Origin of the sequence: Rugosimonospora africana, assembly GCF_016862975.1 — a bacterium.
In the GTDB taxonomy this organism is placed as follows: domain Bacteria; phylum Actinomycetota; class Actinomycetes; order Mycobacteriales; family Micromonosporaceae; genus Rugosimonospora; species Rugosimonospora africana.
Genome location: NZ_BONZ01000031.1, coordinates 17,448 through 33,754, shown reverse-complemented (window position 1 = coordinate 33,754; position 16,307 = coordinate 17,448). Strand labels below are relative to the sequence as shown.

General features: G+C 72.4%; 8 protein-coding genes. 7 read left to right on the top strand and 1 reads right to left on the bottom strand.

Features of this window, described 5'->3' with window-relative positions:
* The 5 genes from Raf01_RS16525 to Raf01_RS16505 are packed head-to-tail and all read left to right on the top strand — an operon-like array spanning position 1 to position 13,964.
* Complete coding sequence (locus Raf01_RS16525) at positions 1-1,683, top strand: hypothetical protein (protein WP_203918784.1); 1,683 nt, start codon at positions 1-3, stop codon at positions 1,681-1,683.
* 12 nt (positions 1,684-1,695) lie between these two features.
* On the top strand, positions 1,696-4,974 hold the full coding sequence (locus tag Raf01_RS16520) for a DUF6603 domain-containing protein (protein ID WP_203918783.1): 3,279 nt from the start codon (positions 1,696-1,698) through the stop codon (positions 4,972-4,974).
* On the top strand, positions 4,971-7,772 hold the full coding sequence (locus Raf01_RS16515) for a hypothetical protein (RefSeq protein ID WP_203918782.1): 2,802 nt from the start codon (positions 4,971-4,973) through the stop codon (positions 7,770-7,772). Before Raf01_RS16520 ends, Raf01_RS16515 begins: the two co-directional genes overlap by 4 nt.
* The gene (locus Raf01_RS16510) at positions 7,765-12,180 is read left to right on the top strand and encodes a hypothetical protein (protein WP_203918781.1); all 4,416 of its coding nucleotides are present in this window, start codon (positions 7,765-7,767) and stop codon (positions 12,178-12,180) included. Before Raf01_RS16515 ends, Raf01_RS16510 begins: the two co-directional genes overlap by 8 nt.
* A complete protein-coding gene (locus Raf01_RS16505) occupies positions 12,177-13,964 on the top strand; it encodes a hypothetical protein (protein WP_203918780.1) in 1,788 nt (595 codons plus the stop codon). Before Raf01_RS16510 ends, Raf01_RS16505 begins: the two co-directional genes overlap by 4 nt.
* An 8-nt stretch (positions 13,965-13,972) precedes the next feature.
* On the opposite strand, the gene Raf01_RS16500 is transcribed toward Raf01_RS16505, so the two are convergent.
* Positions 13,973-14,332: a MerR family transcriptional regulator gene (locus Raf01_RS16500; protein ID WP_203918779.1), complete on the bottom strand. Its 360-nt coding sequence runs from the start codon at positions 14,330-14,332 to the stop codon at positions 13,973-13,975.
* Positions 14,333-14,390: 58 nt separating this feature from the next.
* On the opposite strand from Raf01_RS16500, the gene Raf01_RS16495 reads away from it, so the two are divergent.
* Complete coding sequence (locus tag Raf01_RS16495; protein ID WP_239133661.1) at positions 14,391-15,296, top strand: NAD(P)-dependent oxidoreductase; 906 nt, start codon at positions 14,391-14,393, stop codon at positions 15,294-15,296.
* Positions 15,297-15,483: 187 nt separating this feature from the next.
* On the top strand, positions 15,484-16,116 hold the full coding sequence (locus tag Raf01_RS16490) for a dihydrofolate reductase family protein (protein ID WP_203918778.1): 633 nt from the start codon (positions 15,484-15,486) through the stop codon (positions 16,114-16,116).
* The last annotated feature ends 191 nt before the right edge of the window (positions 16,117-16,307 follow it).

Genomic DNA, 16,307 nt, shown 5'->3' with positions numbered 1-16,307 from the left:
ATGAGCGGCTGGTGGGATCTGGGCTCGGCGAAGAAGCAGTTCATCCGGCAACTGCGCGAACGGGTGGGCCACGAGGGCCTGATCAGCTTTGCCCCGGCGTTCGTGTTCGACGCGTCGGGCAACCACTGGCGCAACATCGACCAGCTGGAAGCGGTGGTCGAGTTCTACCTGAACTTCCCCGAACCCTGGAGCGGACAGGATCCGCTGCGGCCCGGGGACGACGGGTACGTCACGGTCAGCCTGCGCGACCCTGCCGGTGAGGCCGCGACCCTGGGCAACGGCAAGGTCGTCACGCTGGACGGCGACCCGGACCTCAGCGACGTGGTCGTCAACCCGGCGCGGAACCCGGCCGCCGGCGCCGCCGCCGGTGGCGCGTCCCCGCCGGGCTACCCGCCGCGGCTGCGATACCTCTACGACACACTGTGGCTGGATACGGACACCGGGCGCCCGTCGAAGACGTACCGCATCATGGCCGTGGACGACGCGGCGAAGACGGTGACTCTCGACGCGGTACCCAACTGCCCCGGCAACACCTCCGCCTGGCGCCTGAACCGCCGCCCCACCATCGTCATCATCGACCCGCTCGGGCCCCGGGTCCGGGCCGGCACCACCACCGCCGGCGCGAACGCCACAGTGGCGCGCACGGATCCCGCCGATCCGGACCGGACCGTCCTGCATGTGGACGACAACATCGCGCTGGACCGCGTCAACGCCGGCTTCGACACCATCCACCTGGACACCGACACCGTCCGTGTGCCAGAGCGGCCCGGCGCAGCCTACCGGATCGTCGCCGTCGACCCGGTCGCTCACGAGGTCACCGTGGCGGGCGCGCCATCCCTCCGCCATCACGTCTCCACCTGGCAGATCCCCTCCGGGGTGGGCGGCGTGGAACCCGATTTCGACTACGACCTCGGACCGCAGCGCCTGAAGGGCGCACACGACCCGGAAATGGACACCCGCGGCTACGACCACTACGACGGGGCGCTCTTTCTCGTGTATCGCGGCCGGGTCGAGGGGCAACGGATCTACCGCTGGACGTCCTACACCTCACGGGTCTACGGGACCTGGAGTCCCAAGGTTCCCGAGTGGAAGCAGAGCCTGTCGTCATTGGGCGGCAACGCACGCTACTACTTCTCGGGCTACCGGTCCGGCGGTGACTTCAAGAACTACTCCTTCGCCGTGGTCGATGTCAGTGCCAGCCCCACCGGCCTGTCCCCCGTCAAGGACGACTCGGTGGCGGCGGCCAAGTTCTACAGCGGCACGCCGTCGCCGCCGGCTCCCGGTGTGGCGGGCGATCCCGACGCCCTCGATCCCCAGGTGTGGCCCGACGACAATGAGCGGGACCGACCGGGCAAGGGAGCGATCCGGCTGCACGAGGGCAGCAAGTTCCAGTTCGGATCGGGCTCCGCCGGCTGCATGGTGTCACCGGAGTACACGCAGCTGCGGACCGAGCTGATCAAGCTGTACTACCGGGACTACGTGGACTTCTACGGTCCCGGCGTGACCGACCTCGAGCTGGACAAGGTCGTCAGCTCGGTCACCATCGACGCCAGCGAGAACCTGTACAACGGCAAGACCAAGGACAACCCTCCGCCCGAGGAGGAGTGGAAGGACAAGGTGGTCGGCACGCTCTGGCTGGTCCGCCCAGACGAGTTGCCGATCAGTTCCCCGCCGAAGCACTAGGTGGGTGCGACCATGCCAGCAGTCTTCGAAACCGCGCTCATCGAGCTGACCGAGGCGTTGCGTCCGCTGACGTACGCGGTCACCGAGGATCCCGTCGGGTCCGGAGTGGTGAGACTCGCCCAGGAATGCGGGTACGACCTGGGCCCGGTCCTCACCCCGGAACGGGCCGGGCAGTTTGCGGACAGCGTCACCGCGCTACACAGGGCGTTGTGCCTCATCACCTTCGATCCGGCCGGCCTCCTGCCCCGCCTGCCGGAGGCGCTCGGCCAGGTCGCGGATCTCTACAACGAGCTGGCGGGACTGGACGATCTGCTGCCACCCTCCTCGCAGCTGGGCGCGCGGCTGTTCGACTACCTGCTGGCCACCTACCTGGAGCGGCGTAGCCCCACCCTGTACGCGCTGCTGGCACTAGTCGGACTGATCCGCGAGACCCCGGTACCGGCCGACGGTGACGTCCCCGCCTATGTGCGCCGCGAAGTCCACTGGGACCAGGTCGCCCGGCTGACCGACCCGGCCGCGCTGTTCGCCGATGTCTACGGCTGGGGCAGCGACACCCTCGACGCCGGCCCGCTGCTGGCTCGGCTTGCCGACCTGTTGTGGGCCACCGGCCTGCCGGCCCGGTACCAGCCGGGCGAGACGGCCCACGACGACGGGTACCTGGAGGTCGGCTGGGTGCTCGACCCGGACACCGGCGACTCCGTCCTCGGCCTGCGCGCGCAGACCGCACCCCGGCAGGGCGACGAGCTTCCCGGTCTGGCGTTGGTGCCCACGGCTCCGTCGACCGTCGGCTACGACGCCGACCTCGGCGGCGGCTGGCAACTGAGCCTCACGCTCGCGGCCGGCGCCGAGGTCGGGTACCAGCTCACCATCCGGCCGACCACGGGCGCCGACCTGGAGACCACCGGCGGCAAGCCGACGGGCTGGGACCTGTCCGCGGAACTGGTCGTGTCGAAGTCGGCCACCACCGACGAACGGACGATCCTGTTCGGCTCGGCCGACGCGAGCCGGTTCGAGGTGCGGACGGTCAGCCTGCGCGGCTTCGCCGAGAGCGGATCCGAGACGACGGACGTCGGCGTGGAGTTCACCGTGCGCGGCGGCCGGCTGGTGGTGGCGCCCGCCGAGGGCGACGCGTTCCTGCGCGGTGTGCTGCCCGGCGGCGGGCTGTTCGCCGACGTGGAGTTCGTGCTGGGCTGGTCGAGCACCGCCGGGCTGTATTTCGCGGGCGGAGTGGGCCTGCGGGCGACGATCCCGCTGGACCTGCCGATCGGGCCGATCACCCTGGTCTCGTTGACCCTGACGGTCGCCGCGGACACCGGCGGGCAGTTGGAGGCGACCGCGGCGCTCACCGCCGCGCTGTCGCTGGGCCCGATCGCCGCGAGCATCGACCGGGTGGGGATCACCGCCCTGATCACCACGACGCCGCCGTTCGCTCTCGCCTCCGCGTTCAAGCCGCCGGATGGGATCGGCGTGGGGTTGGACGTCGGGGTCGCGAGCGGCGGTGGGTACCTGTACATCGACCCCGACGCCGGCTCCTACAACGGGGTACTCGACCTGCGACTGCTCGGCATCGGCATCGGCGCGGTGGTCATCATCGACACCCGGGCGCCCGAGGTCGGTGACTGGTCGATGTTCTTCGCGCTCTTCCTCGACCTGCCCTCGCTGCAGCTCGGCTTCGGCTTCACGTTGCTGGGCGTGGGCGGGGTCGCCGGCATCAACCGGGCCATCGACACCGACGCCCTGGGCGCCCTGGTGCGCTCGGGCTCGCTGGACGCCATCCTGTTTCCCGCCGACCCGGTGGCCGACGCGCCGGCCATCATCGACGAGTTCCGCTCGATCTTCCCGCCGGCGCAGGACAGCTACGTCTTCGGGCCGATCGTGAAGATCGGCTGGGGTACCCCGACGCTCGTCGAGGCCGACCTGGGCGTGGTCATCCAGCTGCCGGACCCGGTCGTGGTGGCCGTGCTGGGAACGGTCAGCGCGGTGCTGCCCACCAAAGACGTCGACCTGGTGGTGCTGAACCTCGACGTCACCGGCGTGGTCGACGTCGGGGCCGCCACGCTGGCCATCGACGCGAGCCTGCACGACTCGCACGTGGTCGGGTACGCGCTGGCCGGAGACATGGCGCTGCGGGCGGGCTTCGGCGACGAGCAGAGCTTCCTCATGGCGCTGGGCGGTTTCCACCCGCTGTTCGACCCACCGGCGAACTTCCCGGACCTGCGCCGGCTGTCGCTGGGTATCAGCGCCGGCGACGAGCTGCGCGTGGACTTCCAGTGCTACCTGGCCCTGGCGTCCAACTCGGTGCAGTTCGGCGCCGACTTCGTCCTCGACGCCGAGGTGCTGGGCTTCGCGGTCCACGGCTCGTGCGGATTCGACACGCTGGTTCAGTTCTCTCCGTTCGAGATCAATACGTCTGTCCACTTCGGAGTGAGCATCACCGCGGTGGGCGTGGACCTGATGGGCGTGATGCTGCACGCCTCGATCGAGGGCCCCAACCGGTGGCACGTGATCGGTACCGCCACGTTCGAGATACTGGGCCTGCCCAAGGACATCCGCGTCGACGAGCTGATCGGGCCGGCCGAGAGCGAACCGAAGGTACGGGCGCCCGATCTGCTCACCGATCTGGTCACGGCGCTGGACGCCGACGACGCCTGGCAGGTGGTCGGGGGCGACGACGACGCGGTCACCTTCGTGGCCGACTCCGCCACCTCCGCGCAGCGGGCCGCCACACCGGACTCGCTCATCGAGGTCCGCCAGACGCTGGTGCCGCTGGGGTTGGCGCTGCAGCAGTTCGGCAACGCACCGATCGGCGCCTACTCGACTTTCGACGCGGGAAGCGGCGACGGGCGGGCGGCGCAGGAACTGCGGGACTGGTTCGCCCCCGGGTACTTCCTCACGCTCAGCTCCGCGGACAAGCTGGAGGGCCCCTCGTTCGAGCTGATGCGCTCGGGTCTGCGCTTCGGCGGCGGCGACCCGGCCGCCGGCAAGTCCGTGACGGTCGACACGGGGTACCGCTCCATCGTCCTCGACCCGGAACTGCCCGAGGCGGACACCGCGAGCGGCTACACGGCCGTGCTCGACGCCCCGGCGGGGGTACCCGCGCTGGCCCGTACCGTCGGCGGCTTCAGCGCCACCCAGGACGTCGCCGTCGACACCGTCGCGACGTCCTACCGGCTGGTCGACGGTACCGGATCCACGCTGGCGCACTCCGCGAGCTGGGCGGGGCTGTTCGCCGCGGCCCGCACCGGTACCGACCTGCACATCGAACGCGAGACGAGCGGGGTGGGACGGTGACGAGCGTGGACTTCCTGCCCTGGATGCGGCTGGGTCTCGCGGCCGGGATCGGTCAGGGCGCGCCCACCGGTCCGGTCGCGACGGTCCGGCCCAGCATCGACGTGCTGGCCGACGGGGTCGTGCGGGACACGGTGCCCGGCCCCGAGGTGCGGCTGCGCGGCCCGGGCGACGTGATCGCGCTGGATCCCCGCCAGATCCGGCGGCGCGACCCGGCGGCGGGTTCCACCGGCGCGGAGACCAACTACTTCTGCGCGGTCGAGTTCTTCGCACCCGACCTGCCGTGGCGTTACACGCCCACGCCGGTCGACGCCGACGGCCACCTGGCGCCGTGGCTGGTCCTGGTCGTCGTCGAGACCGGGCCCGAAGCCGGCGCCCAGGTGCGGACGGGACAGGCGCGGCTGCCGGTGCTGAGCGTCGACACCCCGGCGCGGCAACTGCCCGATCTCGCCGACTCCTGGGCGTGGGCGCACGTTCAGGTCACCACCCAGGTGGACGGCGACGTCGCGGGGACGTACGCCCGCGATCCCGACGCGTTCTCCGCCCGGCTGGTGTGCCCCCGCCGCCTGGAACCGGGTGCCCGCTACACCGCATGCCTGGTGCCGGCCTTCGAGTCCGGGCGCCTGGCCGGGCTGGGACTGGACGCACCCGCCTCCCTCGAACCGGCCTGGGGCACCCGGGCGGTCGACCTGCCGGTCTACGACTCGTGGGAGTTCGTCGCGGGCGACGCCTTCGACTTCGCGTCCCTGGCCCGGCTGATCCGGCCGGCGCAACTGCCGGCCGGCGTGGGCCTGCGCGACCTGGACCTCACCGATCCGGGACCGGGCCTGCCCGCCGTGCGCAGCGCCGTGACGTTCGCCGGCGCGCTCCACGCACCGAGCGGCCGGCTGACCTACTGGAGCGACCCGACCGACGAGAAGGCGTTCGAGGACGCGGTACGCACCCGCGTCACCGCCACACCCGCCGCGGGCGACGAGGGTGGCAGCGGGTACGACCCGCTCATCGACGATCCGGTGGTCGCTCCCCCGGTCTACGGCGCCCCGCAGGTGGGCACCAGGGCGCTGCCGGACTCGACGACCCGACCGGGATGGTTCGAGGACCTGAACGTCAGCCCGCAGCACCGCGCGGTCGCCGGCATCGGTACCCAGGTGGTGCGGATGGACCAGGAGTCGCTGGTGGCCGCCGCCTGGGACCAGGCCCGGGTGGCCGTCGAGGTCAACCGCACGCTCAACCGCGGCCGACTCGCCCAGGAGAGCGCCCGCCAGGCACAGGCCAAGTGGGACCGGCTCGACGACGCGGCGGCCGTCTGCATCGGTGCGCCCGCGCTCAACCGGATCCGGGTCGGCGCCAGCACCGCCGCGGCGCTGGTCGCCGGCGGGGACGCGCCCACGGCGTACTTCGGGGCGGCGTTCCGCCGGCTCGGCCGCCCCGGTGGGCCGCTGTCGACCCGGGCGACGGTTCCGGCCGCGCAGTCGCCGGCGACCGCGATCGTGCGCGCCGCCTTCGAATCCGCCACCGCCGGCCCTGGACGCCAGCAGCAGAGCCCGCTGTCGACCGGCTACCGGGCGCGCAGCCTGCCGCCCGGCATGGACGTGGGCGTGCGGCTGCCCGGTCAGGTGAGCGCACCGGCCGCGGGGCCGCTGCGCCGCTCCGCCGCGCCGTCGGGCGGTGCCGCGCCGTCGGGCGGTGCCGCGCCCGCCACCCCCATCGAATACTCCGGCGGCCTGCTCGACCTGCACCTGCCGCCGTACCAGTCCCCGTTCGTGCGGGCCGTCGACTACGGCCGTACCCCCACCACCGGCCCCGGCCAGGGACAGCTGGGCGTGGACCTGGCCGCCGCCGTCGCCGGCGCCGTGCGGCCGGCCGATGCCGTGGCCGCGGCGGTGCGCGGCGCCGTCACCATGCCGGCGGGGGTGTGGACCCCGGCCGGGATCCCCACCCGGGTCCAGTTGCGGCCGCGCTTCACCGATCCGATGTACGAACGCGTGCGCGCCCTGTCCGTCGACTACCTGGTACCCGGGGCCGCGACGGTGCCCGACAACAGCGTCGGGCTGCTTGAGGCCAATCCCGCTTACGTGGAAGCGGTACTGGTCGGGCTCAACCACGAGCTGAGCCGCGAACTGCGCTGGCGGGAGTACCCCGCGGCGCTGGGACAGACCTGGTTCCAGCGCTTCTGGGACAGTACCGACCCGGACGGAGTCGACATCCCGCCGATCAGGGACTGGGGGCTGGACGCGGCGCTCGGCCGCACCGCCGGCGGCGGTACCCGGCCGGGGCTGGTCGTCCTCATCCGGGCGCAGCTGATCCGCCGGTTCCCGGACGTACGGGTCTACGCCGTACCCGCCCGGTGGCAGGGCGCCACCCGGGTACCGGACGAGAATGCCCAGCCGCTCGGGCCCAGCTTCGTCGGCACCCTGGTCCGCGGTACCAACTTCTACGGCTTCATGCAGCTGACCGAACAGGCGGCGCGTGGCGACGACGGGGGCGCCGGCTGGTTCTTCGTGCTGGAGGAGGAGCCTCACGCCACCCGGTTCGGCCTGGAGCGCGGCCTGCCGCGCGACCGCGGCGAGAACCCGGCGTCGTGGACGGACCTGTCCTGGTTCAATCTCGCCGAGGCGCGCGGCGAGGCTCCCTGGTTCTGCACCATCGACACCGTCGACCGGATCGAGACCGCGCGGCTGGACGGGCTGCGCTGGGGCCGGGACGCCGCGGTGATGGCAGCCATCACGCTGCGCCGCCCGATCCAGATCTTCCTGCACGCCTCTGCCATGCTCCCGGACGCCGGAGGGACCCATGCCTGAACCGCAGCCCAACCGCCGGCCCGGACTGGTCCCGGGCGGTCGGCCCACGCCACCGCGCGGCGGGCCCACGTTCTCCCTCGCCGGCTGGAACGCGGGAGTACCGCTGCTGCTCGTCCCGGTCCGGCTGGAGACCGCCTACGTCAACGGGGCCGACCACGACGAGCTGCGGATCAGGATCCTGCCCGATCCCGCCAGCGTGGCCGGTGCGGCACCGGCCTCGGCGGCCGAGATCGAGGAGGGCCGGGCGTACTGGACGGCTGACCACGCGGCCACGTCCGCGGCGGATCGGGCGGCGGTGTGGCGCCGCTTCGCCGGCCGGCTCGGCTCGCGGCGCGCCGGCTACGTCGCCCGGCTCACCCAGCCGGCGGTGGCCGCCGACGGTACCCTCACCTTCCCCGACCCCACGCCGCAGGCCGACGGTCCGGCAGCGGCGACCCTGCTGCCCGACCGGTGGCTGGCGATCGGCTGGGTCGGCGAACGCGTCGCCTTCCAGGCGGTCAGCCAGTCCATCACCCGGCCGCTCTTCACCAGTCCCGACCCGGCCGCCCGGCCCACCCGCGTCACCGGCTCCGGCCTGGTGATCGACCCGGCCACCGCGTGGCTGTTCGACTACGACAGCGCACTCGACCGGGGAATGGCGATCACGGTGCCGCTGACCGGTACCGCGACGCTGGCGGCCCACGGCCTGTCCACCCTCATCGTGGTCGGCCTCGACGAGAACCAGCGCCCCGACCGGGCGGCCGCGGACCTGACCGGCCTGCTGGAGCAGCACACCCGGGGCGCGGGCCTGGCGTTCGTGCCGCAGGGCACGCCCACCAACAACACCGACACCGTGGCGGCCGGCTACCGCTTCCAGGACACCGACTTCGCCGGCCTGCAGGCACGGGAGTTGCGCACACCACGGCCCTCGCCCGACGACAACGCCGCTCGGCTGGCCCGGGCACTGGGTCTCGACAACGCCGACGCGCTGCGCCGGCTCGCGTACGGCAGCGACCAGGAGGCCCGCCGCTCCCGGGACATGCGCACCGCCCTGTACCAGACGGTGCTCGGCAGCTACGTCAGCCAACTGCTGGCGACCCACGCCCGCGACGGTGCCCAGTTGCGGGGCGGGATCGGCAGGGAGGCGACCCAGGTGCTGCGGTCCTGGTTCACCGAGTGGGTGACCGGCGGAGCGCCGGTACCCACCATCCGGGTCGGGCAGCAGCCCTACGGCATCCTGCCGGTGATGGGCGCGCCGCACGGTGACTACCCGACCGAGACGAAGCGGCGCATCGCCCAGGTCGTCGACGTCATGCGCGAGGAATGGCGGGCGGCGCTGGCCGGGGTTCCGGCGCTGGACCACAACGACACCGACGCGGACCCCGACCCCGGCACCGACCCCGACGCGGACGGCGACGCGGACACCGACGGGGACCGGGCCGACGCGAAGGCCCGGGACACGGTCACGGCGGTGCTGGCCAACAACCCGCATCCGCGGCGCATCATCGTCCGCTCCGGCAAGGACTGGTCGGACGAGCCGCCGTTCGACATCGGCGTCCACGCCGCCCGAACGGTTCCCGGGCAGGTGCCCGGGCCGGCTGACGGCGGCGGGGTCGACCAGATCCCCATGGAAATCACCGGTGGATTCCGCTGGGAGTACGACCAGTCGCTGGCCGAACTGGCCGACCGGTACCAGTACACCCTCAAGCCGCTCTACGACGCGGTCCTGCAGCAGGTCGTGCCGAACCGGATCGACCCGGGCTCCCCGGTACCCGTCGAGGGCCAGCGCGTCGCCGCCGACCCCGCGCCGATTCTCAGCGACGACGGCGACATCCGCGGCATCGAGGAGCAGCTGGAGGTCTGGACCCAGCTCGATGCCGCGATCGACCATTCGTTCGGCGTCCCGGCCGCACTCGACGGGTACTTCGCGGAATTCCACGACTTCGTCCGCGACGTGATCGAGCAGCTGACCCGGCACGACCTGCGGCAGCGGCCGCTGCGCTGGCTGGAGGTCCCGGGCCTGGACGGGGTGCTGGGCCGCGACGACCTGCAGTTGCTGCTCACCAGTTTCACCAGCACGCAGCGCCCGTGGCAGCGCGCCACCGTGCAGGACGACGAGCCGCCGGCCGGCGTCACCGCCCAGGCATACCTGAACGACCTGGCCTCACGGGTCGGTACGCCGACCGCCAGCACCCTGCCGGGGCAGTTCCTCGACACCGCACCGCTGCTCTTCCAACTGGTCGAGACGGTCAACGCACTGGGAGAGGACAAGGCGGCGCGGCGCGAGGCGCTGCAACGCCTGGCCGCCGTCGACCCGGCCGACCTGGACTGGCTGCTACGCGAGACGCTCGGCCTGGGTACCCACCGCCTGGACGCCTGGAACACCAGCCTGGCCAGTGAACGACTGTCCGCCCTGCGCGACGCGCAGCCCGATGGGCTCTACGTCGGCGCGTTCGGGTTCGTCCTCGGCCTCGTCCGGTCGCCGGGCCGGGCCAGCAACGGTTTCCTGCACGCCCCGTCGCTGGCGCAGGCCGCCTCCGCCGCGGTACTGCGGTCGGGTTGGCTGGCCCGTGGCGGCGGGGACGGCGACTCGCCGGCGGCCATCGACCTGTCCAGCCAACGGGTACGGCAGGCGCAGGAGTTCCTCGCCGGGGTACGGCAGGGCCAGGATCTCGGTGACCTGCTGGGCGCGCAGCTGGAACGCTCGCTGCACGACGCCGTCCTGGACGTCGCGATCCGCCCGCTGCGGCTGGTGGTGGCCGCGGCCGACGGCCTGGGCGAGGCCGCCACCGACCAGCCGGTCGACGGCATCAGGCTGCTGGACCTGTACCGGGCCGGGCAGCTGTCGGGCCCGATCGGCGCGCTGGGGCTGCCCCAGCCCCGGCAACGCCAACTGCTGGCGATCCTGGACAGCCTGGCATCGGCGTTCGACGCGGTCGACGACGTGACCACCTTCGAGTCGGTACACCAGCTCGTCGTCGGCAACCTCGAACGGGCCGCCGCGGTCACGGACGCCATGGGCCCGGACGGGGGGCGGCCGCCGGAGCTGACCGGGGTACGCACGACCCGGGACGCGGCGACGATCGACAACCGGGCGCTAGTACTCATCGGCTCCCCCGCACCGGCGGCGAACCGGGGCTGGGCGTCCGGAACCCGGGACCGTTTCGACCCGCAGCTGGACGCCTGGGTCGCCACCCTGCTGCCGCCGCCCGCGCAGGTCGGCTGGACCGCCGTCGCCGCCGACGGTACGAACGTCGACCTGCGCCTGGACCGGCTCGCGGTGTCGGCGCTGGACGCGGTCTGGCTCGCCGACGACAACCCCGAGTCGATCGGCCCAGGCCTGCGCCGGCTCACCGAACTCGCCCACCCCGAGGTGACGCTGGTCGACCTGTTCCCGGCCGAGGGCAGGAACGCGCCGACCACGCTCACGCAGTTCCAGTTGCTCGCGGTCGAGCTGCGCCGCCTCATCCAGAGCTCGTCGCCGGCCGACGCCCGCGCCCTGCTCGGTCCCGCGGAGGTGCCGGAGCCTGGGGTCGACGTGGCGGGAACGGTCGCGCGCGCAACGGACGCACTGGCGCCGGTGCTGGCGGCCTACGACGCCGTCGCCGCGGCGGCCGGCTGGACCGAACTGACCGCGGCGCAGGCGGCCGAGCTCGCCCGGCTCGGCCTCACGCCGGCGCCGGGCGGCGATCCCGCCGCGGACTTCGCCGCCGTGCGGGACCGGCTCGCCCGGCGGCGCGACGCGGCGGACGCGGCGGTGGCGCCAGACACGATCGAGGGGGTACGGCAGCGGGTGGCCGAGCTCATCGGCTCCCCCGGGCCGGTGCTCGCGACGTTCACCGTACCGGCGGCCGGCGCGGTCGAGTTCTCGGATGCGGTGGCCGGTCAGGACGAGGTCGACGACTGGCTGGACATCGTCGGCAGCGTACGGCCCAAGGTCGGCGCGCTGACCCGGACGGTACTGCTCAGTGGCCTGCTCGGCATGCCACCACCGACCATGGTGGCGGGACAGCTGCCGCTGGTGGACGGGGAATCCTGGGTGGCCCTGCACCGGCCGAGAACCGGCACTCTGGGCCGGATCGCGGCCGCCGCGCTCACGCACGGCACCGTCGTAGCCGGCGGGCAGGCCGTCGGGCTGGTGGTCGACTCGTGGGCCGAACGCATCCCCGCCGACGAACAGGTGACCGGGGTGGCGTTCCACTACGACTCCCCCAGCGCCGAGGCCGCCCAGTCGATGCTGCTCGTGCTGACCCCTGAGGACCGACAGTGGAGCACCGACCTCGTCATCGACACGCTGCTGGACACGGTCGAATGGGCACAGCTGCGCGCGGTCGCCATCGACGACCTCGGCGACTACGGCCAGGCCGTCCCGACGGTCGTCGTGTCCGGCGCGCTGGCCGCGGATCCACCAAGGGAGGGACAGCCGTGATCGGGCCATGGGACCGGGTCGAGGGGTCGTCGCACGACGACGAGCTGGACAGCGGCGTCGAGGCACGCATCGCCGATCCACTGTGGATGCTCGCCCGCCAGTGGCAGGTGGGCGAGCTACGCGGGGACGACGCCGGCAGCCCCGCCGTCGCCCGCCTGAACTGGACGTCGATCCCGCTGCGGTCCTACCGGCCCGGTGGCGGGCCGGACGAGCCGATGCCCACGTCGAGTTCCCTGGAGCGCATGGTCGAGGCGACGGCACCACCGACGTACGGGGCCGGCGCGCTGTACTGGGCGACGCGACTGGCCGGCCAGATCTCGCGACGCCTGGTGCGCCAGGGCCTGGACGACGCGGTCGACTTGCTGCGCGGTGGGTTCCCGCTGGCCGACGACGGTACGACGGTGGCGCTCAGGGGCGCCGGTACCACCGCCGCGGCGCTGGCCCGCGGACGGGGATTCGACGGCGCGGCCGTGTTCTCCGACAGCACCCGCACAACGGCGGCGCTCGCGCCCCTGCCGGCCGAGCGCCGCGAGCAGGTCGACGCGGTCATCACCCGCTGGCGCGCCGACGTCAGCGCCCGCTTCGGCATCCCCGCGGCCGACGCGTGGGACGAGCACCGGCTGGAGTACCAGTTCAGCCTCACCGCCGCGACGACGCCGGACGCTTCCGATCCCGATGTTGTACTCACCGCCGACAAGTACACCGGCGGGCACCTGGACTGGTACAGCTTCGACATCGACCCCGGCCGGCAGCGGGCCGACCAACCGACCGCGACACCGGCCGCCGCGAATGACGAGGCGGACCGGTCGGTCGCGGTGCTCCCCACACCCGTGCGCTACTCCGGCATGCCGGCGCCACGGTGGTGGGCGTTCGAGGACGGCGACGTGCACTTCGGCGACATCGCGGCGGACCCCGGCGACCTGGGCCGGCTGCTGCTCGCTGACTACGCGACCGGGTACGGCAACGACTGGTTCTCCGTCCCGCTGCGACTGCCGATCGCGACGCTGACCCGGGTGACCGGCGTCCACGTCTTCGACACCATGGGGCGGCGCGTCGAGGTTCCCTGCGCCGCGCTGCTGGACGACCGCAAACCGGGACGGCGGGCCTTCCGGCTCTACGAACTCACCGGCGACACGTCGGTGGCCGACGGGCAGGCGCCCCTGCTGTTCGTCCCGCCGTCGCTGTCCGGGTCCGAGGTCGGCCCAGCCCTCGACCGGGTCGAGTTCGTCCGCGACGAGGCGGCAAACCTGGTGTGGGCGGTGGAGCGGCTCGTCGAGGGGCCGACCGGGCGCTCGGTGGATCGGTTGCAGCAGTGGCGTACCAGCACACCGCCCGAATCGCCGCCCGAATCGCCGCCCGGGTCGCCCTCCGGATCGCCGCCTGCCCGCGTGTCGCCCGTCGGCCGGCGTGGTGGGGCCGCCGCCGCGGACGCCTGGCGGTACCGCATCGAGGCGGCCGCACCGCCGTACTGGATCCCGTTCCTGCCCCTGCGGACGGGAAACGGCGCGCAGATCCGGCTGCGCCGGGCACGGATGCAGGACTGGCAACTGCTCGACCCGGCCGTGGTGGGGGCGCGAAGCGAGTTGCTGCGGACCGACCGGCCGATGAGCATCGACGAGGAAGAGGTACCGCGCGGTGGGATCACCGTCCAGCGGCGGTGGCAGGCGGCGCGGTGGACGGACGGGTCGATGCAGGTATGGCTGCAACGCAGCAAGCGGCCCGGCACCGGCGAGCGCTCCAGCGGCCTTCGTTGGGACGGTCTGGACGACCACCTGACGTCGTAGCCGTTTGGTCAGCGTGGGTCGGGTGGGCCCTGGATGAGGCGGTCCAGGATGTCGCGGGCCGCGCCGAGCTTCTCGATGGACGTGGTGATTCGGGTGCGCTCCTCGGCCAGGGCGTCGAGGAGTTCGGGGCAGGTGGGTGCGAGCACCGTCGTGTTGTCGGGGACGCAGGGCAGGATCTCGGCGATGGCGGTGGTGCCCAAGCCGGCGGAGAGCAGCAGTTGGATGTGCCGCACCGCGTGCACTGCCTGCCCGTCGTAGTCCCGGTAGCCGCTCGCGCGGCGGGCGGGTTTCAACAGGCCCTGCTCCTCGTAGTAGCGCAGGGCGCGGGGGGTGGCGCCGGTCTGCCGGGCCAGGTCGCTGATCCGCATGTCCAGAGCACATCAGGATTTGACCTTCACGTCAACGTGAAGGTTTACCGTCGCTGCTGTGACAGACAACAACCTCGAAAACGAACTGCGCCCGGCCATCGCCATCCTGGGGCTTGGCCCGATGGGCCAGGCGCTCGCCGCCGCGGCAATCGCCGGCGGCCACCCCACGGTGGTCTGGAACCGCACTCCCGACAAGGCCCGGGCACTCGTGGCCCAGGGCGCCGTGCTCGCGCCCACGGCGGTCGACGCGGTACGCGCAGCATCGATCACCGTCGCCTGCATGATCGACTATGACGCCGTCCGCGCGAGCGTGGCCGATGTCACCGACTGGCCCACGTGCACGCTCGTCAACCTCAGCAGTGGCCACGCCGGAGAAGCACGTGCCATGGCGGGCTGGGCCGCACAACGCGGCATCGGCTACCTGGATGGCGCCATACTGACGCCGGCGACCACGATCGGTACACGTGCCGCGACGATCCTCTACAGCGGCCCGCGCTCCCTCTTCGATCGCGGCCGCACCCTGCTCGAGACCTTCGGCGGCACCAGCATTTACCTCGGCGACGACGTCGGTACCGGGGCGGCGTACGAGATGGCGTTGCTCGACCTGTTCACCATGGCCGTCGGCGGACTCGCGCACGCCTTCGCCCTGGCCGTCGCCGAGGGCATCGAGCTTGCCGCGTTCGCCCGCTTCGCCAAGGGAATCGGCGGCCTGTTGCCCGACATGGCGGACAGGTTCGCCGATCAGCTTGCTGCCGGCCGTTTTCCCGCCGACGTCTCCAGCATCGCGTCGGCAAACTCCGCTGTGGCCCACGTCAGCGCCGCCGCTGCCGCTCGCGGCATCGACACCGCACCGCTGGAGGCCGTACAACGGATCATTGGCCGGGCCGCCGCAGCGGGCCACGGCGGCGACAGCTACGCCAGGCTGGCCCAGTTTCTCGCCAAAGCCGATCACGCGGACGCCTAGCGGATGAGAAGTTCGACGAAGTCGAGAGATTTCCCGGGGGTGATGTCGATTCGACCGGGTCGACTCCGACGTTCTCATGACAGCGCCGGACGGTGGCGCCGGTGGAGCCGGCTACCGTCCGACCAGTCTGGCTCGGCGCGTCTGGCGCCGCGCCACGACCCAGACCAGTCGTGAAGGAGCAGCAGCTATGTCGATCACCCGCGTCCACAACTTCTCGATCTCACTCGACGGCTTCGGCACTGGTGAGGGGCAGAGCCGCGAAGCGTTTTTCGGTCACGCCGGGGAGCGGCTGCACCAGTGGATGTTCGCCACTCGGTGGTGGCAGCACGGCGGTAGCGGCGGCATCGACGATGTCTTCACCCAGCAGCACGATCGGGGGATCGGCGCCGAAATCATGGGTGCCGGGAAGTGGGGATACCCCGGATGGCACGAGGACCCGGAGTGGAAGGGCGCGTGGGGTCCCAACCCGCCGTTCCACACGCCGGTCTTCGTCCTCACTCACCATCCGCGTCCGTCGATCAAAATGGAGGGCGGCACGACATTCCACTTCATCGACGCCTCGCCTGCCGAGGCGATCGAGAGGGCCCGCGAGGCCGCGGACGGCAAGGACGTACGCATCGGCGGAGGCCCCACCGTGATCCGTGACTTCGTCGCCGCCGGGCTCGTCGACCACCTACACGTCGTGGTGGTCCCGATCCTGCTCGGCCGCGGCGTCCGCCTCTGGGACGGGCTGGAGGGTCTCGAGAAGCGCTACGAGGTCGAGGCCGTCTCGTCGCCCAGCGGAGTCACGCATGTGACGTTCACCCGTACGAGCGGCTGAACCGCCTCAACAGAGAACCCAGGGTGCGACCGCGTGGCTCGCACCCCCGGAAGGTCCCGCACTCCGGAGTGCGGGACCTTTCAGTCGGGTGCTGGACACCCACCATCCATGGTGAAGCGGGTGCGGCTCGGCAATACTGTATGACACTTCCCGCGAAAACCTCTCGCGAATGCTTGCCGCGCCTGTAATCC